This window comes from Paractinoplanes toevensis (genome assembly GCF_018332695.1).
GTDB classification, from domain to species: domain Bacteria; phylum Actinomycetota; class Actinomycetes; order Mycobacteriales; family Micromonosporaceae; genus Actinoplanes; species Actinoplanes toevensis.
The window spans coordinates 15366-37633 of record NZ_BOQN01000134.1 but is presented as its reverse complement, the minus strand read 5'-3'; the positions used below and the strand labels follow the sequence as shown (position 1 = coordinate 37633).

At 65.3% G+C, this 22268-nt stretch carries 20 protein-coding genes and 1 pseudogene; 7 read left to right on the top strand and 14 right to left on the bottom strand.

What is annotated here, in order from left to right; translation table 11 throughout:
• Positions 1-10 precede the first annotated feature (10 nt).
• Both Ato02nite_RS44685 and Ato02nite_RS44680 read right to left on the bottom strand, forming a co-directional pair.
• On the bottom strand, positions 11-352 hold the full coding sequence (locus Ato02nite_RS44685; RefSeq protein ID WP_213012805.1) for a protein-tyrosine phosphatase family protein: 342 nt from the start codon (positions 350-352) through the stop codon (positions 11-13).
• 425 nt (positions 353-777) lie between these two features.
• Positions 778-1035: a hypothetical protein gene (locus Ato02nite_RS44680; RefSeq protein WP_213012804.1), complete on the bottom strand. Its 258-nt coding sequence runs from the start codon at positions 1033-1035 to the stop codon at positions 778-780.
• Between the two features lie 217 nt (positions 1036-1252).
• On the opposite strand from Ato02nite_RS44680, the gene Ato02nite_RS44675 reads away from it, so the two are divergent.
• The 4 genes from Ato02nite_RS44675 to Ato02nite_RS44635 all read left to right on the top strand — a co-directional run bounded on the left by Ato02nite_RS44675 (position 1253) and on the right by Ato02nite_RS44635 (position 10377).
• On the top strand, positions 1253-2431 hold the full coding sequence (locus Ato02nite_RS44675) for a hypothetical protein (protein WP_213012803.1): 1179 nt from the start codon (positions 1253-1255) through the stop codon (positions 2429-2431).
• Between the two features lie 622 nt (positions 2432-3053).
• Positions 3054-7712, top strand: coding sequence for a putative Ig domain-containing protein (locus Ato02nite_RS52295; protein WP_246608111.1), 4659 nt, complete (start codon positions 3054-3056; stop codon positions 7710-7712).
• A 920-nt stretch (positions 7713-8632) separates the two neighbouring features.
• Positions 8633-9271 (top strand): SMI1/KNR4 family protein, encoded by a 639-nt coding sequence (locus Ato02nite_RS44640; protein WP_213012802.1) that lies wholly within the window; start codon positions 8633-8635, stop codon positions 9269-9271.
• On the top strand, positions 9253-10377 hold the full coding sequence (locus Ato02nite_RS44635) for a hypothetical protein (protein WP_213012801.1): 1125 nt from the start codon (positions 9253-9255) through the stop codon (positions 10375-10377). The genes Ato02nite_RS44640 and Ato02nite_RS44635 overlap by 19 nt, the downstream gene beginning before the upstream one ends.
• A gap of 374 nt (positions 10378-10751) precedes the next feature.
• Here Ato02nite_RS44635 and Ato02nite_RS44630 read toward each other — a convergent pair whose 3' ends face one another.
• From Ato02nite_RS44630 to Ato02nite_RS44605, 6 genes are all read right to left on the bottom strand, one after another.
• Positions 10752-11273, bottom strand: coding sequence for an SUKH-4 family immunity protein (locus tag Ato02nite_RS44630; protein WP_213012800.1), 522 nt, complete (start codon positions 11271-11273; stop codon positions 10752-10754).
• Positions 11274-11305: 32 nt separating this feature from the next.
• A complete protein-coding gene (locus tag Ato02nite_RS44625; RefSeq protein ID WP_213012799.1) occupies positions 11306-11917 on the bottom strand; it encodes a hypothetical protein in 612 nt (203 codons plus the stop codon).
• On the bottom strand, positions 11914-12540 hold the full coding sequence (locus tag Ato02nite_RS44620) for a hypothetical protein (protein WP_213012798.1): 627 nt from the start codon (positions 12538-12540) through the stop codon (positions 11914-11916). Before Ato02nite_RS44620 ends, Ato02nite_RS44625 begins: the two co-directional genes overlap by 4 nt.
• Before the next feature lie 135 nt (positions 12541-12675).
• Complete coding sequence (locus tag Ato02nite_RS44615) at positions 12676-13380, bottom strand: WXG100 family type VII secretion target (protein WP_213012797.1); 705 nt, start codon at positions 13378-13380, stop codon at positions 12676-12678.
• Complete coding sequence (locus tag Ato02nite_RS44610) at positions 13380-13697, bottom strand: hypothetical protein (protein WP_246608110.1); 318 nt, start codon at positions 13695-13697, stop codon at positions 13380-13382. Before Ato02nite_RS44610 ends, Ato02nite_RS44615 begins: the two co-directional genes overlap by 1 nt.
• Before the next feature lie 6 nt (positions 13698-13703).
• Positions 13704-14174 (bottom strand): YbaB/EbfC family nucleoid-associated protein, encoded by a 471-nt coding sequence (locus Ato02nite_RS44605; protein ID WP_213012796.1) that lies wholly within the window; start codon positions 14172-14174, stop codon positions 13704-13706.
• Between the two features lie 310 nt (positions 14175-14484).
• Here Ato02nite_RS44605 and Ato02nite_RS44600 point away from each other — a divergent pair, with 310 nt between their 5' ends.
• Positions 14485-14928 carry a hypothetical protein gene (locus Ato02nite_RS44600; RefSeq protein WP_213012795.1) on the top strand — a complete coding sequence of 148 codons (444 nt, stop codon included), beginning with the start codon at positions 14485-14487 and terminating at the stop codon, positions 14926-14928.
• A 22-nt stretch (positions 14929-14950) separates the two neighbouring features.
• Here the strand turns inward: Ato02nite_RS44600 and Ato02nite_RS44595 are convergent, their stop codons facing one another.
• On the bottom strand, positions 14951-15229 hold the full coding sequence (locus tag Ato02nite_RS44595; protein ID WP_213012794.1) for a peptidase inhibitor family I36 protein: 279 nt from the start codon (positions 15227-15229) through the stop codon (positions 14951-14953).
• Between the two features lie 407 nt (positions 15230-15636).
• On the opposite strand from Ato02nite_RS44595, the gene Ato02nite_RS44590 reads away from it, so the two are divergent.
• Both Ato02nite_RS44590 and Ato02nite_RS44585 read left to right on the top strand, forming a co-directional pair.
• Entirely contained in the window at positions 15637-17181 is a 1545-nt protein-coding gene (locus Ato02nite_RS44590; RefSeq protein ID WP_213012793.1) for a helix-turn-helix domain-containing protein, read from the top strand.
• Positions 17182-17326: 145 nt separating this feature from the next.
• Positions 17327-18052, top strand: coding sequence for a DUF4839 domain-containing protein (locus Ato02nite_RS44585; RefSeq protein ID WP_213012792.1), 726 nt, complete (start codon positions 17327-17329; stop codon positions 18050-18052).
• A gap of 207 nt (positions 18053-18259) precedes the next feature.
• Here the strand turns inward: Ato02nite_RS44585 and Ato02nite_RS52290 are convergent, their stop codons facing one another.
• The 5 genes and pseudogenes from Ato02nite_RS52290 to Ato02nite_RS44565 form a co-directional block, all read right to left on the bottom strand.
• On the bottom strand, positions 18260-18763 hold the full coding sequence (locus Ato02nite_RS52290; RefSeq protein WP_246608112.1) for a hypothetical protein: 504 nt from the start codon (positions 18761-18763) through the stop codon (positions 18260-18262).
• Positions 18764-18857: 94 nt separating this feature from the next.
• Positions 18858-18914, bottom strand: a pseudogene (locus Ato02nite_RS52285) (hypothetical protein); the annotation flags it as partial.
• Between the two features lie 83 nt (positions 18915-18997).
• A complete protein-coding gene (locus Ato02nite_RS44575) occupies positions 18998-19375 on the bottom strand; it encodes a recombinase family protein (protein ID WP_213012791.1) in 378 nt (125 codons plus the stop codon).
• On the bottom strand, positions 19375-19851 hold the full coding sequence (locus tag Ato02nite_RS44570; RefSeq protein ID WP_213012806.1) for a recombinase family protein: 477 nt from the start codon (positions 19849-19851) through the stop codon (positions 19375-19377). The genes Ato02nite_RS44575 and Ato02nite_RS44570 overlap by 1 nt, the downstream gene beginning before the upstream one ends.
• 54 nt (positions 19852-19905) lie before the next feature.
• The gene (locus tag Ato02nite_RS44565; protein WP_213012790.1) at positions 19906-21981 is read right to left on the bottom strand and encodes a S1 family peptidase; all 2076 of its coding nucleotides are present in this window, start codon (positions 21979-21981) and stop codon (positions 19906-19908) included.
• Positions 21982-22268 lie beyond the last annotated feature (287 nt).

The window sequence follows — 22268 nt, the reverse complement described above, 5'->3', positions numbered from 1 at the left end:
TCGAATCGGGTCAAGCCCAGAGGGTCTCGTACGGGCACCGCGATCCGATGGCAGCTTCCGCAGCCGCCATCAGGTGGGCGGTGAGGGCCTGCGTCGCGTTTTCTTTCGGTATGAGACCCAGCTTGTGCGGCTCGGGATGCACTGATTCCACAAGGAATGGAAGGGCGCGCCCGTCGCCTGTGAGGCAATGGAGGATCACTGCTTCCAGGTCGCATTGTTGCTGTTCGTGGGCCTCGGGAATGACCGGGCTACCGGGGAGCAGCAGCGCAATGGAGTCACGGGCGTGTTGATACGACTCGCCCGTGTATTTGAGACGAAGCCGGGCTCCTTGCTGGTCGCGCGTCTTACTCATTGCCCTCGCCCCCGACCGCAATGCTCAGCTCGGCGCTCCAGGAACGCAGATACTTGAGGAACTGAAGGGCCAACTTGCCGTGCGACTTGGGAAGCACACCCGCAAGGATCCATAGAGGCGTGGAGAGAATGACCACGACGAGGAGCGGCAGGTGAACCAGGGCGACCACAAGAGGCCGCACAAGTGCGGCGAAAACGGAGACTAGGTATGGCGATAGCACGGTCTTCTCCCGTCCCGCTGCCCGGCCAGCTTGATCGAGATAAGACGTACCGAACAATCTCTCGGCATGAACCCGGCGATGGACTTGTGTCCTTCAACCACCCTCTTGGATCTGTGCCGGGAGATCCAGGTAGCTCGGCCAATCGCGACAGCCGGACCTCACGGTACCCCCAGTCACCGGCATCTCAAACCTCAGTAACCAAGATTCAGCCCGCAAGCCCCGCCAGCACACCCCCCGCGCACCAGGAGTGGCGGAGCCGCGAGCGGGGCGGGCTGTTGTGTCGCCCATGGAGTGGTTCCCATTTACGCCGACGGAACGACGCGAACGCCACATGCGGCGTGATCTTCTGCGAGCCGGTGAGGTGGATCTTCTTGTCGCCCTGCGACGCCAGGTCCATGTCGAGCGAGAGGGTCAACTCCGGCGCGGCGATCTTCGCCAGGCCCTTCGGCACGACCAGTCTCACGCCGTCACGGGCCGCCCGAAAGTGCTGCACATTGCCGTCGGCGAGGGCGTCGTCGAGCGCGGCCCGCCACTCGCGGCGCTCAAAAGGCGCGGCGGCGACGCCGCTGGAGACCTTCGCGAGGTCACCAAAGAAGGATCTTCGAGATTTATTGCCGTTCTAGGTGCTGCCGAGACCTGTAGGTGAGGCATCCATCCACGAGCAATCGAGGGACGAACGTATGGACGACCAGAGCCAGTACCCCGCCAGCAGCATTCCCAGCGTCTCGACCGACGAGACGTTGCGACGTTGGGGGGTGGCGCCGCGCCGCGACACCGGGTTCGACAACGTCGAAATCGGGCCGAACGGCGCGATTCAAGTGAAGCAGTACAAACTGCTGCCCTATTCCGGTGGACGGGAGGAGACGCGGCCGGCGGACCGGCTGGAAGAGGACTGCCCGCACTGCACTGGGCCGCTCTTCCTGGACCTCGACAGCGACTCGGTGTCCAGTATTACCGTTGCGGCGTCCGGTGCGTTCTTCAACGGCCTCGATATGAGCAGGACCTCAGTCAAGATTGCCATTCCTCCGACCGTCACCGGCTGGCAGATCGAGACCATCGTGCAGCGGCTCGTGCCGCCCCGGGACGCTGCCGTCGAACATCTCTGGCTGAGCATCGCCGGGCCCGGAATGCTCCCTACCCAGATCGATGCTCGGGACATCGTTCGGCTGCTCAAGTATTGGCGCCACATCGGGCAGACAGTGGTGATCGACGAGCCTGATGCGTTTCTCAACCCGGCCGCGGTGGCCTGGATGGCCGCTGGATGCGCCGTGCGGGCCGCGTACCACGCCCGAGATGCCGTGGTGCACCAAGACCCGTTGGTCAGCCGGGAGGTCGTTGCTGAGTTTGCCGAGCGGTGGCTCGGCCTCCGACCCACCGCGGAGAGCATCGACGCTGTCGGCAACGCACTGCTGCATGCACCGCTGGACGGTGCCCATCCTGGCGGCGACCATGCAGCGGTGCGTCGACTGCCCAGGGACGTCCGCGACCAACGGCGGTGGTGGCGCGACCTTTCAGAGAGCCGGTTGCGGAGTGCCCGGATAGGCTCGCTCGACCGGCCGTTGCGCTCCGGAGGCGCGGATCCGCTGACCTTGCTTGACACCCTCGGAGCGTGCGATGCGCTCGGCGGTTTGGCTGGCGGATGGGACGAGCGCATCGACCGGGTCCTGCGGATGCTGCGGCCGGACGAGCGGCGGGTCGCCCTGACCCTCGGCTTGCGGTACGCGGACACGTGGGAACACGCCGCGCTGCTGTGCGGGCTGCCGGCCCGGTTCGGCGAGCGGGTCCGGCGAAAGCTGAAGCGGGAGGGGGCCATGCTGCAGGAACGTGCCGCTTCGGCTGTCGAGCCGGTGACCCGATGACCCGCCCGTCCTCCGAGGGCCATCAACCCGAGCCGCTGGTGAGCCTACGCGCCGCTGTGATCCTGCTACTCGCCCTCGTCGCTGGCGCTACTGCCGGTGTCCTAACCTACTGGGCCGGGCACCCCTTGGCTGCGGCCGCCGTCGGCGGCGGCGGTGCGGCGGGTGGCGGGCTCCTGCTGTTCAACACCGTTGTCGGTCGATGACCCTCCGAGTCACCTGCACAGCGAAGTACCAGGAGTCATGACCCGGCTCGCCCTTTCGAGGACACTTCCAGATCTGTCGATCGCTCTCCTCAGCTCGACAACCGCACCTCGGATGCACCCGGCCAGGATCCGTAGGTCTTGCGCTGGCAGGCGATGCAGTTTCTTGAGTGAGTTGTTGTGCGAGTCACGTCACCCTGGGATGTCCGGTGTAAGCCGGGTGCAGTGGGGGCGTCACGAGAGATCTGTGTTTTAGCTGTGACATGGCTTGTGTGCGGCTGATAGTCCGAACGGCCGATAAGACGGCCAGCCCAGCTGAATGCTTCTGGGCCGGGCAGGCCCGACGCCAGCTAATTGGCTATATGCCGTTTTTCGGTCATAACTGATGCTTGTTGCGGAACGGTTTCTGCAAAGGAGCGTTGATGGCGGTCCACTCCCCGCACTTCCCCGACGGTCAGCCGCGGCAGATGGCAAGTACGCCACTGGAACGGCATCGATCCTTGATCCTCGCGTGTGTGCTTGCCCTTGCGGCCAGCCTGCTGACGGTGACACCGGCACACGCGGCCGCCTCTCCAGCGGTCGCGAACCCGGGTGCGCAGATCAGCCCAAGCAAGGTGGCGGCGGCGTTGACGATGTCCGCCTCAGGCGGCACCACGCCGTACACGTGGTCGGCCACCAGCCTGCCGGCCGGTTTGTCGATCAATGCCACGTCGGGTGTCATTTCCGGTACCCCGACGGTGGCCGCCACAGTAACTGCCACGGTAAAGGTGACGGACAAGGCGAAGCTGACCAGCAGCGTGTCCTTCTCCTGGAGGACCGGAGTCGTAGTCACGAACCCGGGCACGAAGGGAACTGCCACCGGTGCGGCCGCGAGCCTGACGATCGCAGCCCGCGGCGGCAATACGCCGTACACGTGGTCGGCCAGCGGGCTGCCCACCGGGTTGAGCATCAACAGCAGCACCGGCACCGTGTCCGGCACTGCAACCACTGCTGGCACCTTCACGGCCACCGTGACCGCGACAGACACGGCGAAGGCCGCTGATATCGCATCGTTCACATGGAACGTCGCCACGGGAGCCACTCCGGTCAACCCTGGCAACCAGAGCAGCCCGAGCAAGGTCGCCCTGACTTTGGCCAACTCGGCCAGCGGCGGGGCGACCCCCTACACCTGGTCGGCCAGCGGCCTGCCGACTGGCCTGGTGATCGACCCGTCGACCGGAACGATCAGCGGAACGCCGACCGCGGCCGGCACCGTCGCGACGACGGTCACCGTCACCGACTCCAAGGCCGTCGGCCGCAGCATCTCGTTCAACTGGGCCACCGGGGTCATCGTGACCACCCCGGCGACCCAGGCCACCGCTGCCGGCAAGGCTGTCAGCTTGAGCAGCAACGCTGCTGGCGGCACCACCCCCTACACGTGGTCGGCCAGCGGCCTGCCGACCGGCCTCTCGATCAACACCGCTACCGGGGCCATCACGGGCACCCCCACTGCGGCAGGTACCTCCACGGTCACGATCACTGCCAAGGACGCCGCCGTGGTTACTGGAACGGCTACCTTCACCTGGAACACCGGGCCTGCCCCGGTACCGGCCAACCCTGGGAGCCTTCAGGCCACGATTGGCATCGCGACCTCCCGAACCCTGACTGCGACCAGCGGCACCGCCCCCTACGCTTGGTCGGCCAGCGGCCTGCCGGCCGGCCTGACGATCAACAGCGCCACCGGGGTCATCACCGGCACCCCGACCAGCGCAGGTTCCGGTACGGTCACCGTGACCGTCACGGACGCCAAGGCAATCTCGGGCACCATGTCGTTCAGCACGAACATCGCTATGCCGGTCGCCGTGACCAGCCCGGGCACCCAGGTCGGCACGACCGGTGACGCGGCCTCGCTGGCGCTGTCCGCCTCGGGCGGCGTCACCCCCTACACGTGGTCGGCCAGCGGGCTACCCGCCGGCCTGACAATCAGCACCACCACCGGAGCCATCACCGGCACCCCGACCACCGCGGGTTCCAGCACGGTCACCGTGACCGCCGTCGACGCCGGTGCACGCGCCGCTTCCATGATTTTCACCTGGACGATCAGCACCAACCTGACGGTTACGGACCCGGGCCAGCAGCAGGGCACGGCCGGACGCGCCGCGACCCTCGCGCTCACTGGCGCAGGCGGGACCGCGCCGTACAGGTGGTCGGCCACCGCGCTGCCACCCGGGCTGGCCGTTGACGCGTCGACCGGAGCTGTCAGCGGCACCCCGGCGCAGGCAGGCAGCAGCACCGTGACTGTGACCGTGACCGACGCGGCCAATCGCAAAGCCACGATGTCGTTCGTCTGGCTGGTGGCGATACCGGTATCGCTGACCAACCCGGGAATCCAGTACGCGACGACGGGCGTGGCTCTGTCCAAGACCCTCGCGGTCAGCGGCGGCAACGGCACCTACACCTGGACGGCCGGCAACCTCCCCGCAGGCCTGACGATCAACCCGTCGACCGGTGAAATCAGCGGCATCCCCGCCACCATGGGCACCAGAAACGTCACGATCACCGCAGCCGATACGGCCGCCCGCACGGCGACGATCAGCCTCGACTGGGACGTCGCCGCACCGATCACCCTGACCGACCCCGGCGCCCAGAGCAGCACCGCCGACACCGCAGCCACCCTCACCCTCGCCGCGACCGGCGGCACCAGCCCGTACTCGTGGTCCGCCAGCGGACTCCCGCCAGGCATGACGATCAACACCGAAACCGGCGTGGTCACCGGGACACCGTCCGCCGTAGCTGGCCAAACCGCGACGGTGACCGTCACCGACGCCGTGGCGCGCACCGCCACCATCATGTTTACCTGGGATGTGACGGCTGCAGCGCAACAGGGTCTGCTCAACTTCGCCGTGCAACGTAACGGGAACTGGACCGGCACGTACGGGGCGGCGCAGGACTCGGACCAAGGCGCCTACGACTCGGACACGATTCTGCGCCTGGCCGCCGCCAACGGCTCGCACGAGATGTTTGACGAGGCCACAGCCAGCACGTACCACGACGAGGACTCCGACTCGCCCGCCACGGAGACGCCAAGCAGTAGGCAAATAGCAACCGCCGGTGTGACAGCCTCCGGATACCCCGCCGCGACCGGCGACGTTCCGCCGGCTGAGGGGGAGGACTGCCTTGACCACCCCGACCAACAGGTCGATCCAGGCTTGACACTGAACAGGACTGTCTGGTGCAAACGCACCAAGAATACGTCAAACTACCTAACCATCAAGAACGACTACCTCGGGACGGTCTACTACCAAGGCGAATGGGTTGCAATCGGCGACCGCAAGCAGCGCCAGATGAAGGTCTACTTCCGCATGAAGCCCGGTTCCGTCGAGTACCGTTTCAAGGAGCCGCAGGACGCGGCGTCAGCGCCAGAGCAAATAGTTTCCGTGTCACCGGAGTGCGACGTTGAATCCGGCACGGCAGCGCAATGCATGGTAGGCGACCCGATGAACCATGCCGGACTGCCGGTAACCAGGACTTGGGCACAATGGAACCGGGACGGGGACTGGCACTCGTGGATCGTCTGGGACTGGGAGGGAGCCCTAACCGACACCGACAAGGTGCTGTCACATTGGTGGACCTTCCGCCAAAAGAGCACCGGAAATCTCACCATCCCCGTCCTGGCCGACACCATCCATTTCTTTCACGTGAATTTCCGCTGCGACTCCGCGTCATACTTCCAGTACAGCCCGCACGCGTGCGTGCAGATGGACGTCATCCCGCATCTGCAGTATAAGGACGATCAACTTACCGGTGAGATTCAGACGCACATCAAGAAAGCGCAGGACTATCCGGACGAGACGTACCCTAAGACAAACAACGTCCACAAGTCCATTCCCGGGAAATGGACCGGCAGTACCTCCTCGGCGGGGCTCCACAGAATTCCCAGGAAGATCCAAGTGGACGGTGTCTTAAGCGCCAACCCTCAGGTAACCGCGAACAGAGCACGCGCAACGGATGCCTGCAACAACGAGGGAAAATACGCTGGCAACGGTTTGCCAAACAGGCCCAACCGACCGGAATACCAGTGCGATGAGTATCCATTCGCCTCTACCGACGAAGGTGCCGCCAACCCCAACAATGACTTCTCGGTCGAATCCATCCAGAAGGATCAGAACGAATTGGCCGGCCGGTTGCTCGGCACGTTCTACAACGCCGACCGCATTCTCTACGGCAAGGACGCTTTCTACGTCCAGGTCGGCGAGTGCGACACCTGCGACCCGTGGACGTCGGACACCAACGACGACGACCTCGACGGCCTGCAACCACTCACCACACCCGAGCGGCTCGTAACGGCCGAAAACAACATGTGGGACCGACGGTATGGCGGTGCGCTTGTCGGCACCGGCCTGTACACGGCGCGGGGCAGTGACATCTGGCGGTACGACCTGAAGACCAAGGCCGAGACGATGGTTGCCGCATACGCCTTCAGCGCGGACAGTTCCTTCCGGCCCACCGTGCTGGCCGCGTACAAGTCGACTCTCATCCTTGCCGATGGTGACGGGGTCTATGCGTACGGCCTTGCCACCGGGCGGAAGGAACTACTGCTTCCCTCCGGTGTCTACAAAACGGCAACCGTCAGTGGTGGCCACCTGTTCATCGACGACGGCACGATCTACGAAGTGGACCTCACCAGTACTGATTGGAAGGCTGTTCCCATTGCGGACGCTGGATTCGGCAACGGCGTCGCCGCCGACAGCAGTTACGTCTGGTGGGTGCAGATTCAAAATGGTTTCGACGATGACGGTGAATACTTCAGCCGCAACGTGCTGCACAGACTCGACCGCACAACACATGAAATATCTGTTGTCTCCACCCTGCCCGACCAGGTCACCGGCGACACCCTCTACGCGGCGGGAAACTATCTGTACGCGGTCGGCTCCGCGGACCGTTACCAGAACGCTGACGCTCTTTTTCGGGTCAACAAGTCGACAGGCGAAGTTGACCTGGTGGCAAGCGGGCTACAAGGAATCTACGGCATCGTCTCCGACGGGACTTACCTCTACGTCATCGACGGCGGCCTGAGCCGGATCACCACACCTGCAAAGTGATCACTATCCAGTAGTCAGAGGTTCGCTTAACCCAACAACGCCCTGCAGAGACGGTGGCGCACGAATGAGCTCCACGGGGAGCCCGAGTGCGCCACCGTCTTGTCTCATCTGTAGGCCGCACCCAACCGCGATGCATCCACCCGCCACCTCCGCCGCGCTCCCTACCCGCGGCGTTTCAAAGCGCCGCCGTTCGTGGCCATGCCGGCCGGCGCCGCCCGACTCAACGGATGACCCGTTTACCTAATCGGTGGAGTAAAACGATAGCTGCCAAGACTTAGAATTGGTATGTGGAAAACCTTCGCAGAAACCGCGCCACAACCCAACAGCGGTCACAGCACGCGCATATGTGGTTCCTGGCCGCCGTTGCGGCCGCCGTCCCTCTATTAGGCGGATGTACAACTACAGGACAGGCGACCGCTGCTGGGATCGCCTGTGACGGCCGCAATGCGTATTGCGGCCGTCCGGTTCGCGGCGAAGGACCACGTCACCTACCGACAGCAGGGGTCGACTACGGGGCATTGCAGGCAACCGACTTTAAAATCGCTGCATTCGCCATGAACGACGGATGGTGCCTCACCCACACTGATCAATCATGCAACGAACATCCCACTCGGCACCAGCCAGGGCCTGACGACGTCAGGCAGGCGAAGGCCGCGCTTCAGGAGGCCGGCTACAGCGACAATATTGTCAGGCTGGCCGACAGTAGCGACCCTGCCCCTCCAGGATCGCTACTATATGCGGTTCGTGTGGGTGATATTTGCTTCATCGGGCACGCCGCAGAGCTGCCCCAGGCCGATGGAGACTCGTACCACGGCATCGCTGGACAATTCACGGACGGCCGTTGCCTCTGATTGGAGAAGAAGGGGGAATTGCTTGCCGGTTTCCCAGCGGAGCGCCCGCCAACGGATACCCTAAAACGCATGGTTACCGAGGTTCAGGAGTCATGGGAACGACTTGCCACATGGTTCGAGACACACGCACCCCATGTCCGGGCAAGGCTTGCTGAACCGGCCACCGACGCTGACCTCCGCGCGGTAGAGCAAGCCCACGGCGTGGCCCTGCCGGCCGATCTCGCGCAATCCTGGCAATGCTTCAACGGCGTCCTGGACGGCCGTGGCGACACCGCATCCATCTACCCAGGCGGCTGCTACCCGGCCTCTACCCACGGCGCGATAAAGAACCTCGCATCCAGCGCCAGAACCATCGCCCTCGCGTCCGGCCAAGATCCGAACGAGGATCAGATCCTCGCCGACGTGGCGAACGATCTGGCGGGTGAGACAACCGAGGACGTCTGGGCACATCCGCCGTCATGGATCGTGATCTCGGAAGACCCCGACAGACTCTTCATCGACTGCCGCAGAGGCCCGCGCCAGGGCTGTGTTATGAAAATGTTCCACGAGGGCGGCCAGCTCGGCCCGCTATGGCCAAGCATCGCGGCCATGCTGGCAGAGACCGCCGAAATTCTGGAGTCGATCGACGTCGCCGCCCGCCCGTCCATCGTGACGTACTCCGGAGGGCAATGGCATATCCCCACCTCCTGGTGGCAGCCCAGCACCTGATCTCCGATCTGAACAAGCCCACCCCATGCTCGTCCGAGAATTCACGGGGACAATCCTTCGGAACCTCGGGTTATACCGAATCCGACTCGACCGCCCGGAAGCCAAGAGTGCCGATCGCCGGCCGGCCAGGACGTCCCCGGCGACGCTTCGCCACCCTGCTGGCCGACAAGGCCTACAGCAGCGCGGCGTTCCGCCAGACCTGCCGCGAACGCGGCACCGAACCGATCATCCCCAAGCCCAAGACCACCGGCATCAAAGGACTCGGCAAACTCCGCTATGTCGTCGAACAGACCTTTGCCCTGCTGCATCCGTTCCGCAGATTGGCTGTGCGCGGGGAACGCCGCCTCGACATCCACGACGGCTTCGTCAGCCTCGCCTGCGTCCTAATCTGCCGGCGCAGATTGATCAACTGGACCGAGCAGAGATCGTGTCAGCAGCTTTTCAGGATGGGCGCTGCTGCATCTTCGGCCGCTGTGGAGACGCTTGCGGTCACTCCACCGGGCGTTGACCTCCTCGCCTGCCGCTGTTGCGATGAGCGGATGCTCATGACGACCTACGCCGAGCAACTCGCCGGCCGGGACACCGGCTGGTGGCGAGCAGCGGTCCGGCAAGCAGCGACATGGATCAGCCCGCAACGTCCGGCCATCGACCTGAGCCGGCAGATACCCATATCCCAAACGACACTGCAGGCGACCGCCCTGCTCGTTTACGGCCTGACCCGCAGCCGCCTCGCCGACCCCAGGTCACTGCACGCGAGCGAGGTCCTCGACTGGGTCACCGCCCATCAACTCCCGACGCCGCCCGAACCGGAACAGGTAAGCAACGACGACCTCGCCGTCGCGTTGCGTCGGTGGCGGACCGAACTGGACCATGCCATCGCTCGGCAACAGCACGACATCGCCGATCTACTCCGTGCTGCCGGCCACGACGTCCCGCAACCGGGCCTACGCGGCCTGGACCGAAATTCACCGGACCCGGTCGTCATGACCTGGCTGACGCTCGTCGACACCGACGGCCCGGACGTCGAGCAACGGACCATGTTCGACCGGTATCCCACTCCGATGCTGTCGCTCGGGCTGACCTCTCTCATCGACACCATCAGCTGAATCCAACCGCAGGACACGACTAACTGGCTAGATCATCATGTCGCGCCGGCCATTCTTTGGCGCATGCCGGCATCACTGCGGGGCGCGGGCCGGTGTCATAAAGCAGCGCCCCGGACCAATCCGGCCCGAGCCAGCGAAGAAGGCCGTGATCGACGGGTCGCGACTGGTGCGTTTGTTTACCGGTGAGCCTCGTGGTCAACGGACTACTGTCAGCGGCTGTCGTCAGCTGACCTCAGCCGCATAGCCAGCCCAGCCCTCGGCGGCCCGCTGCCGCATTTCAACCGCGACTTTGATTGTGGGCACGCCAGGGCCCAGCTGCCCAATCACCCGGGCGTTGTCAGGCAGGCAGGCAGGCAGGCGGTGATGATGATCGGTCAGCTCAGCTGCGCGATGACCAACGGCCACCAGCATTCGGGTTTCATAGCTTGGGGGTCGAGCGTGTCGAACAGTTGGGCGAGTTCGGCGGCGCGGGCCGCGCGGCCTTGTTTGCCTTCGTCGTCGGTTACGAAGCGGCCGAACTGGTACAGGAACTCGACGAAGGTACGGAAGGTGGTGTTGACGCCCTGGATGTCCTGGCGTTCCAGGTCGTACTGCAGGATCTCGCCGGTGCGGGGGTCCATCACGTAGAGCAGGTTGGGGTTGGTGGCGACCGCGCCCAGGACGATCAGCTTGATGTCGAGGTTGCCGTCCTCGGTGGCCAGCTGGATCACGTCGTAGAGGTCGAAGCTGCCCTCCGCCTCGATCTGGGCGGTGTAGACGATGGTCACGTCCTGCGGGATCTCGTCGCCGTAGGGCAGGTCGGTCTCCGGGATTCCCCCTTCGAGCCAGGACTCGCGCGGGAACGGCACCAGCTGGTTGACGGTCCAGAGGCTCAGGAAGCGGGGGTCTACGGTCATGTCCTCGTCCTCGACGGTAGGTCCGAGCGGTGCTACTCGGACAGGCCGGCGGCGATCAGCAGGCGCCGCCACGAGTCGCTGTACTCGCCGGTCTTGCGGTGCCGCCGGTTCACCGCGTCGGCGCTCAAGACAACTTCCACGAGCCGGGTGTACTGCTCGCCGAGCACGAACTGGTCGAAGAACGTGATCGGGTCGGGGGCGAAGGTCTCGACGTCCACGCCGCCGGCGTCGGGGTTCTTGTACAGGAAGATGTAGTCCTCGGGGTCGAGGTAGTAGACGTGCCCGTCGTCGGTGCTCATCCGGATGGGCGCGCCGACACGTTCGTCGTCGTGAGGGCCATCGTCGGGCAGGATCCCTCCGACGCTGAGGATCTCGTAACCGATCTCCAAGCTGTCACCCAGCGGCGACTCGTCAGGCTCGTGTTCCTGCCAGGCGTCGGGAGTGCGGATCTGCGGCGGTGTCTTGAAGTAGAAGTAGCTGCCCGCCAGCCTGGTGAACAGGCTGAACAGCTCAGTGGTGCCGTCCGGCAGCCCGCCGATCGGCTCGAGGGCCGTGCCGGGGTCGATGATGTTCCCGAACCGCCGCTCGGCCTCGACGGCACGCAGCGTGTCGATCTTCTCGCGGAGAGTCTCGATCGTTGTCACTCGACCAGCCTCACAATCACTCGGGTACCTGGCGGGACGTCACGAAGGGCCACCGATATGTCCCGGCCCATCTCGCGGTTGGTCCAGGCGTCCATCAGCCGTAGGTTACTGTGTTCGTCCCTGCCCTTGAGCTGTAGCTCGTGGATGTGGTCAGGGTCCAGTGCGTCGCCGGCCTTCCGGACCGTGCCCTTACCCGCATACAGCTTGTCCAGCAACGTCTTGTTCGCCTCGCTGCGCACCGGGCGGGGGCCGGGCAGGTCGTTCGCGGTGCGTTTACCGGTCTTGGACAGCCGGGTGATGACCCGGTCCCGGAAAACGTTGGTGATCGACCGTTTGCCGGGTTGCCGGCCGAAGCCGTCGGCCTGCTTGTGATACACCGTGCCGCGGTCGGGTTCCGCCTTATACAGGGCCTCGTCCTGACTGAGCTGTTTGAGATCGTCGGCCTTGCGGTGGAAGTCACCGGCGTGGAAGTCACCGCGGTTCTGCAGGTACAGCACTGCTTCCTTCGGCGCCGGCCCGGTGCCGTCCTTCGCGGCTTTGAAGGCGTGCTCGTTGGCCAGCACAGCCGACTTGCCGGCTTTACCGGCGGCAAACTTCTCTTTCAGGGCCACGGTGAGCTGCACGACGCTGCCCGTGCCACCACCACGGGTACGTGTCCGCGGGCTACTGCCGCCCTCGTCGTCACCGCCGTGGCTGCGGGTCGTCGGGGCGCCGCCGTCCGACGATGATCCGCCGTGGGATCTGCCCGCCACCGCTGCTCACCCCTCCATCAGGGTGGTCAGATTCTCCAGGCTGGAGATCAACGCGCCGGTGTAGCCGAAGATCCGACCGCACCACTTGGCCACCGCGGCGATGATCTGCGAAACGACCACCGGGATCGTGACCACGAAAATGGCCTCAGCGCACCAGACGATCACCCGAGCGACCAGGTCGCAGATCAGGTCACGGACGATGTCCCGGACGAACTGCACCAGGTTGCCCGCCGCCTGGGTGGCCGAGGACATGATGTCGGCCAGCCCGGCGAGGCCACCGAGCCCATCGACGTTGTGAGCCATCAGCCCCTGATACGCCTCGGAAGCAGCGCCACCCCAGTCGGGCAGGTCCGCGGCCAGGTTCGACTGCAAGTCCTCCGCCATCGTCTGCAACGCGCCGGCCATATTGGCCCAGGTCTGCGCATGTGCGGTGACCAGGTCGGGGATGCCGGCAAGTTTGTCGAGAATGCTGCGCAGCGGCTCGAAATGCTCCATCGCCCAACCCAGCCCACTGGACAACAACGCGCTGAACGGGTCGAGGACCGTGGCCGCCGCGTCACCGACCAAGGCTCCCCCGGCCAGCAGAGTGTCGACCCAGCTGCCGCCCTTAACCGACTGGTAGAGGCCTTGGGCGCCGTCGGCCAGGCTGATACCGGTGTACCCGGTACGGGTCGTGGTGGAGGAAGCGACCAGGGACGTGTTGGACACCATCAGCTCAGCCCTCCACCCGCCTGCGTGATCCGGCCGTGCGCCGCAGTGTCGGCGGCCTCGTAATCATTGGCGGTCGCGGTGATCGCGTCGGCCGCCGCCTGCAGGTTCTCGTCGACCAGCGTGAACAACTCCTCGGCGTCGCGGTGACGGCCCGCCAAGATCCCCGCAATCCACCCACATAACAGCCCGTATGCGGCGTCGTCCTGCGTGATCGCCTGGCTGGCACCCTTGATCGCGCCGAGCTGGTCACGCACGGCCTGCACCCTCGCCGCATGCCGATGCAACTGCGTCTGATCCACATGGAAAAAGTCACCCACGCCGGTTCACCGCCCCCAGGTGTGGCCGGGCCAGCCCTGCCCCTGGTGCCTGTCCGGGCTCGGGCCGGAGGTGTCGGCGGCGGGGTCCTCGCCCTCCAACGCCTGCTGCATCCGCTCACCGATCAGCCGCGCCGACATCGAATCAGGCCCTAACGCCTCGGCCGCGATCTCCTGCGCCTGCTCCGCCGCCCTTACCCGGGCCTGACGCAACGCGCTCATCACCGCCCGCGCCACCATCTCCGGCTCGAACCGATGAATACGCTCAGTCAACACCAGATCCACCAACACACCAGCGGAGTCGACCGTCACCTGCGCCAAGTCATTGTCATCCTTGACCGACGTGCGCAACTGCTCGATCCGCGCGGCCATCGCAGCGGCAAGTTCCGCCTTGCGGTCGGCGTCCTCACGCCACGTCCGCAGGTAGGCGCGAGACGCGTCCGGATCCAGAAACGCCCCAGCGTCCGAGACATTCGACATCGGCTCTCCCCCGGCTCATCGATGCCCGCCGAAGTGTAACAACGGACCTCAAAACACAGACCCGCCTCCGCCCCGGGTCGCGACCATCCGCACCGGGCAAAAGAGGAAGCCAGGCGGTAAAGTCCGCCGCGGCACGTCGTAGGTGGAAGTCCAGCCAACCGGGGTCTTCGTGCCCGGGGCCAGGCCGGTGATCCGCCAGCCGCCGATGGTCTGCTGCTAGTGGGGGGATGACCACCGTTCAGGTGTTTATTACCCGTAGGCGAGACGCCCGCCGCCGCGAGCGCCTGGAACTCGTTCTGCGGAATCTGCTGTGGGTCAGCAGAAAGAAGATCGTCGGGAATCCGTTCTCGACGAACCAGTCGTGCAGCAGCGTGGCGATGTCGTTGAAACTGCCGTCGAAACGGTGGGTCCTCAGCACCTGCCGATAGAGCTCACACACCGTGGCCAACTCGAGGGCGGGCGGCTCGGCATCGTCGACGACGAGCGCCGCCTGTTCTGCAAGGTCATCGTGGAAGATTTCGGCGTCGTTGGCGGCGCTGATTTCACCATACTGTCAGCGCATCCTTCACTCCGCAGCCCCAAGTCGCTCACCGGCCGGCCACCTGCTCGGCGACGCCGCCGCCCCGCAGCAGCGGTGAGGCGCACAGCAAGGCTGGCTCGAGCGGTCGGTGAGGGTCAAAAGGGGCGAGCCCTCTCCCAGCGGGAAGAGGGCTCGCCGGTTGAGGGCTGCTCCAGCAGCCGGGCGGACAGATGATGCTGCAGCCGGCGTGATGGAATCAGGCCCCGACGTCGACGGCCCGGTTGTCCCAGGAGCCCATCGACGCGCCGTACGCGCAGTCGCCAAGGTTCAGAACACCACCGGCCCCATCGCCGAGGATGGCCGCGTCGCTACAGGGCTGATTGTTGCGCCACGACGAGGTCTTCCTTTCGAAGCCGTACGGCACCAGGCTCTGCCAGCCCTCGCTCTGGAAGATCAGGCGCCGGCCGCCGCCGTTGGCGTCCTCCCACAGGCACAACCAACCAGAGGCGCAGGCCGGGATGGCGAGGCTCGCCACCGGCGCCGCACCGATCGCGGCGTCCGCCTCGGCGTTGCTGGCGTAGCAGGTGGTCTGCGCCCGGGTGACGACGCAGGAACGAGCAGTCGACCAGCCGTGCTTGAGATCAAGGGTGCTGCTGCCGTACTTGGCCTGGACGCCGGGGGGTGCCGGCTTCCGCAGCCCCAGGCTGAGTCACCATCGCGGCGCTCGCCGTCGCGATGGTGAGCGTCGCGATGGTGAGCAGGCGGCGGACGGGAGTGGTCATGAGGATCCTCCTCGGAAAGGTGGGTAACCGGTAGGCGCTGACAGCCCTGCCGGTGCCGACCGAGCGGCCGGTACCCATCCGGTTGTATGCCGTTGCGTGGACGTCGCCTGCGGCGACGGTCTATTGCATGAGTCGACGGACTATCGGCACTCTGGGTCACATGTCTCGTGCGGAGCGTCCACTTGATCCGGCGTCGGGGCCCGCCGCCGCCTTCGCGATGCAGTTGCGTGCCCTGCGTACCGCAGCCGGATCTCCGAAGTATCTGCAGATGGCTCGCCGAACGGGCCGCTCCCGTACCGCATTGGCCGAGGCAGCGGGTGGCGACCATGTGCCGCAGTGGGAGACGGTCGAGGCCTACGTGCGAGCGTGCGGCGGTGATCCGGCTGAGTGGACCGAGCGCTGGGAGCGGGCCCGTGCTGCAGCATCCCGCAACGCTCGAAGCATGCCGCCGCCGGCGCCCCATTACCCCGAGTCGGTTGAATCGGTTGAATCGGTTGAATCGGTCGAGCTTGAAGACGCCGGCATCGCAGGGCAGCAGCAAAAACACACCGGCTCTGGCAGTGACGTGAACCTCGGTGGACAGGCAACGGCCCTGGGATCCGGTGAAGACCGAGACGAGGCCGGCTCTGCTCGTGGCGACCGGTCCGGCATCCGGCATCCGGCACGTACCGGCGCCGAGCTGTTGCGGAGGGTACGGCGACCCGGACTGCTGACGATGGCGGCGGTGGCTCTGGTGTTGGTGGGCATGGTCGCTCCGCGACCCCGAGTGCTGACGGTTCACGACCGCGCCGTTGTCACCACCAGACAGGTTCATGTCGCCAGACCGGCTGCGGTGACGCTTGTGGCCTTCAGTCGGTTCGGCAGATTCGCGACCGGAGACTTCGCGGTCACCGGCGCTGGTGGTGCCGTCGAGGTCTGGGACACTCGTACCGTGGTGCGGCTTCACACCCTCATCACTGGCGATGAACAAATCACTGACGTGCAGTTCGATCCGCTGAGCCGCAACATCCTAGCGACCGCCGGCACGAACGGCCTGCTACGGCTTTGGGATACCACGACCGGTAAGCCCTTGCTCAGCATCACGGGTCGGGCCGCCGGACCTAGGATGATTTTCGCGTTCGATCCACAGCGGCGGGGAATCGTCGCAACCGTCGGCGAAGGCGGAACGATCCGGATCCTGCAGACGGACACTGGCCAGCTAGTCCGCGAACTGCACACCGGACTGCCCGATATCACCGCCGTAGCGTTCGACTACCAGAACGAGGGTCACTTGGCGGCCGGCGGCGACGGCGCTCTGGAAGTCTGGAACAGCAGCGATGGCGCCCGTATCAGCGTCGGTACACAGATACCGGGAGAGGTCACCTCAGTCCGGTTCGATCCGCTGACACGAAATACCCTTGCCGTCGCCGCGGCGGGTGCGCCGCCGGGCATTTGGGATGCCAGCAACGGGCGTCCGGTGCGCTTCCTGCGCAGCGACGCCCGCTCCGCCGTTACCGCGTTCAATCCACTGATCAGGAACAGCATCGCCGTGGATGACGGCCACGGCCGGATAAAGATCTTCGACGCTAGCAACGGTATACCGGTTCACACCATCGACGGCCGGTACGGCCCGGTTACCTCACTCGAATACGCGCCAGACGGTGCCACCCTGGCGGTCGGCGCACGCGACGGAGTCGTCCGACTAAACGCCGTGGACGACTGGTAATCGACCGGGGACACGGTAGCAGCGGTCCTGCGGAGAACCTGAGGACTCACCCATTCAGGTCGACCTTTCGGTGCTGCCGAAGTCCTGGTGAGACCCCTATGCTCGGACGGCCGTTGGGTATGAGCAATCAGTTGGGGTGGGCCACGTGGCTGGCGAGATCAAGTATGAATTCAAGACCGTGCGGACAGTTCGCGGCACCGACGGCCTGGTGATCTCGAAGATGCAGAAGGACGGCTGGGAACTCGTCGATCAGGCCCAGGGCACGCTTCGCTCCACCCTGAACTTCCGTCGCAGGAAGAAGCCGTTGCCTTGGACTCTGGTCGCAGCGGCGGCCGCCGCACTCGTGGTCTTGGCCGGTATCGTCGGCGTCGGCGTCGCATTCGGCGACGGAGACGAAAAGCAGAGCGATTCGGCCGGGACGACAGCTGTCGCGGCCGGGAGTACTTCCGCCACGCCGACTCCGACAGCGACTGAGTCGGCCAGTACCGACGTGATCACGGCAGAGAACAATCCCGAGTTCGCGACGCTGCTGAAGGCAGACTCCTGCGACGACGCGAACGCGGACTTCGCGACCAAGTTCGCAGGCCGGACCGTAGCGTTTGACGGCTCGATCGTGAACGTGGCGCACCACGGCGGCTACGACACCCGATACGACCTGCTCCTTGGCCCAGGCGACAACGGGGCGAACACCAAAGTTGGCCCGGCCTTCAAGTACGAGAACGTCGATATCCTCGACCTGAAACTGACCGGTACGAAGATCCCCGGCACCGTACGCAAAGGCGACAAGTTCCGGTTCGTCGCGAAGGTTGTCGAATTCAACAGTGAGCAGTGCCTCTTCTTCCTCGACCCGGCTTCGACGGAAGCTCGATAGCGTGGCCAGCAGGTTTGTCGATGAACTCTCCTCAGCGGCCTTGCGCGAGACGACCCTGTCCGATTCTGGGCAGGGAGAATCGGCCAGGCACGGTTACTTGACCTGCACCATCGCCGAGCCTGACCAGGACAACCTCGAACTGAAGTGAGCAAGCCGCCTCGACGCGCCGAGCGGTTGGCTCAGGCGTTGAGGGTTGACCCCATGACTTCAAGAACCTCCCGTTCTTGACGGAATTGTCGGTGTCGCGAGGCTCATGCCGCGGACACAGATCGAAGACAGTTCGCTGTGGGTGACCTGGGTTGTCAACGTCTTCGGCGCGGCCTGGTAAGTCATGTGAAGACCGATCCGGCTGTAGAGATCGGCCTTGTCGTGCGAATCGGCGTGTTGGAGCTGGTGGAGCAGGTCCTCGATTTCGCTGGCGATGGTCTGCAGTTGTGCGGTGGGCAGCCGCTGTGGTGGTGATTGGTCGAGGCGCAGTCGGGTCTGGGCGTTGTTCTTCATCGCGGTGGTGTCGGCTATCCAGCCGGCGATCAGGGCGGGATCGGCTCCTGCGTCGAGCGCTGCCCGGTAGCGGCCGGTCCTGCGTTCGGCGTCGTTGATCGTCTGCTGCAACTCCTCGACCTCGCTGGCCGACAGCTGAGAGGCGAGCGCGGCTTGATACTGGGCGTTGGCGGCTCGGCGAAGATTCTCGGTCAGGTGGTCGCCGGTCAACTCGGCGCCGAGTTGACTGGTCGATCAGGGTAACGATCGAGTCTTCGCGCAGGTACAGCGCGCGCGGATGGCTTATCCGGTGCTGGCGGGCGAAGTCGCGGCTCGCGGTACACCAGTAGTAGAGCCGATCGTGGTTCGGTGTACCAACCATCTTGCGGCCGCAGACACCACAGGTGATGAGGCCGCAGAAAGGTAGGGACGGCCACTGCGACGCGGGGCTCTTCCGGTGTCGCCTCAGGTGCCGCGCCGCTTGACCGTCTCCTGGGCGCGTGCGTAGCGGTCGGGACTGATCAGTGACGTGTCGGACTCGGAACGAGACCACACCCACTGGCTCGGGTCGTTCCAGCACCGCCGGTTCTCGTGTCCCAGGGCTACGTCGTCGATATCGATGAGGACCTCATCGGTGCGTACGCGGTTCCACACCTGACGGCCGGTGTATTGCGGATACTGCAAGATCGCGCGGATCGCCGTGGTCTCCCAGATCCGAGTTTGCCGGTGGGGGTTGCGGGCCCGGTCGTAGGCCGACGGGCAGGCAATACCGTTTTGGGTCAGCCCACGGGCGATCGACGTCATCCCGCGGCCGGCGACGTACTCGGCGAAGATTCGCTGCACTACGGGCGCCGTGACCGGATCCGGTTCGAGTCGATGCAGCCGCCGGCCGTCGGCGGCCTTTGCGGGATTCGGGTGCGGACCGGCGTCCGCAAGCCGATACCGTACGGCGGCCGACCGCCGAGGTATCGACCTTCGAGCTCGGTCTGTGCTCTCATCGCCGACCGCACGCGGACCTTGATGCGATTGCGTTCGCGTTTGCTCATGCCGCCGTACATCGCCATGACGAGATGGTGGGCGTCGGAGCCGGGATCGATCGCCCCGCCAACCTCCGGCACCCATAGGCCGACGCCGTAGTGCACGAAGAGAGGAAAGACTAGATCGAACTGGCTGCCGTAGAAAGCTCGCTGTGGCTCACCGATCACCACCGCGTCGACCTCGCCGGTGCAGTGTTTGATCGTGTCGAGCAGCCGTGACGCCTCCGGCCGACGCTGCCAGGGAAGCGACCGGGAGTGGCTGTTGTCTTGGTATGCGTGGATGAGGGCTCGCGGCCCGGCACGTGGTCCCCGGACCGCGAGCTCGTCTTAGCGAATTCAGCCGATGCCCCGGCACTGGAATGTTGGATGCGATCCGCGGAAGGTGGCATTGCCGAAGCTGAAGATCCCGCCGTCGCAGGCGTTCAGCCAGTAGCCGCCGCCGTCCGCAGTCGCCGCCATTCCGGTGACGTGACCGTTGAGGTGTTGACCCGCCATCGAACCGTAGAACCGGGCGTTGCCGAATGCGAAGACACCGCCGTCCTCGGCCGTCATCCAATACCCGCGGCCGTCCGGGGTGGTGTCCATGTCGACAACGGGCGCGTTGAGCTGTTTGCCGCCCATCGACCCGAAGAACTGCGCGTCGCCGAACGAGAAGATGCCGCCGTCGCGGGCGCTGAGCCAGTAGCCGTTACCGGTCACGGTCGGGGCGATGGCCGTGACCGGGCCATTGAGGTGTTTGCCGCCCATGGAGCCGTAGAAGCCGGCGTCACCGAACGCGAATACGCCACCGTCCGCTGCGGCCAGCCAGTAGCCCTTGCCGGTGCGGGTAGGCGCCATGCCAACGACCGGGGCGTTGAGCGGCTTGCCGCCCATTGACCCGAAGAATGGCGCGTCACCGAACGAGAACACCCCGCCGTCGCTACCTACCAGCCAGTATCCCCGGCTGCTCGGGGTGCGAGCCATACCGATGACGTTGTTGACCTTGACGCCGACGCTGGGCAGGGTGCCGAGCGACGGCGCGTCACCGAATGCGAAGACGTTGCCGTATGTGTCGACCTGCCAGTAGCCGGCACCGGTCGAGGTGGCGACCACGTCGGCGGCGGTGGGCAACATCGCCACGGTGAAGGTGGACTTGCGCGTCGCGGTCAGGCCGCCGGCGTCCTTGACGGTCGCGGTCAGCTCATATGTAGTGCCTGGGTCGAGCCGCTGTGTCGGCACCGTCCAACTGCCGGAGACCCAGCCGGAGGAGACATCCACCGACGGGCCGGTCACGCGGTAAGACAGCTGGAGGGCATCGGTGTCCGGATCGGAAGCCGTGACCGACAGCGTTGGCGTGGTGGAGGCGGAAAACGCACCATCCGCTGGCACGGTCGCGCTGATCACGGGGGCGCGGTTGGGCGTCAATATTGTCCGGGTCACTGCCGCTGCCGCACCCTTGTCGTCGGTCACACGCAAGGTAACCGACTTAGAGACGCCGGCACCGAGTGCGACCGTGACCCGTGAACCGGTCTGGACTGCAGCGCCGTCGACCAGCCATTGCCAGGAACGGATGGTGCCGTCCGGGTCCTTGGAGACCGTGCCGTCCAGCATGACCATGTTGCCGGCGCCGGTCAGCCGGGTCGCGGTGAACGATGCCGAAGGTGCCTTGTTCGCCGGCACGGGAACCGGGGTCGGCACGGACTGCGCCGGCTCGGGCACGATCACCGGGGTCCGGTTGAGGTAGTCCATGATCCAGGGCCGGGTGGACCCGACCTTGGTGTACGCCGCCGCGTCGCCCTTGGAGCCCTGCGAGAGAACGCCGACCACGGTCTGTAGAACAGCGCCATTATCGACGTGCTCGTTGATCAGGGGGCCTCCGCTGTCGCCGCCGGCGATCTTCCCGCTGTATGGCGAGGCCTTCATCAGGTAGTTATAGCCCTTGATCGTCTGAGGCAGGCTATACACCTGATCCTCAATCTTGAGGGCGCCTTCCTGGAGCTGCTTGGCCACCTCGCCGCTCGCTGTTCCACCCCAACCCACGATCAGTGCGACTGTGCCGTTCTTGTACAGCGCTGACTCGGCCTTGGTCACCAGCGGGAGAGGGCGGATGCCGGTGACCGACGGGAACTGAATCAACGCGAGATCGAAACCGTCCCCGAGAACGAAACTCGTTGCCTCCCTGACCTGCCCGCCGCTCGACGCCATCCGGCTGCCGAAACGCAGGGTGATCGGGCCGTTTTTCGAGTCGTAGCCGCGGGCGGTGAAGCAATGCTTCGCTGTCAGGGCGACATCGGTGCGGATCAGAATGGCAGTGCACAGCTCCTTTCCGCCAGCGTAGGGCACCAGTAGCCGGCCGACAGCCGGGTACTCGGAGTCCGCCTGCACGGTGCGTCCGCCGATGATGGCCTGCGCTGGCGTGCCCGGAATGACCAACGCGCCGATTGCTACCGCAACCAGCGCGGCTAGGCGTCTCGCTATTCGCGTTGTACGCAAAAGATTCCCCTTACGGGAGGTCCGTACCGGCATGTGCGATGTCGTGCCGGCCCTAGGGGTCCACGGTCGCACGGCCTTGACCATCCGATCAGTAGCGATAACGCGGTCGTGGTCGGCCGATTGGTCAGCGCTGCCCGAATCCGGTCCGGACGGCCGAGAACACCGCACCGTTCAGCTATAGGCAAGAAATCTTCAGTCCAGACCTCAACGCCGCACGAGCGAATGGG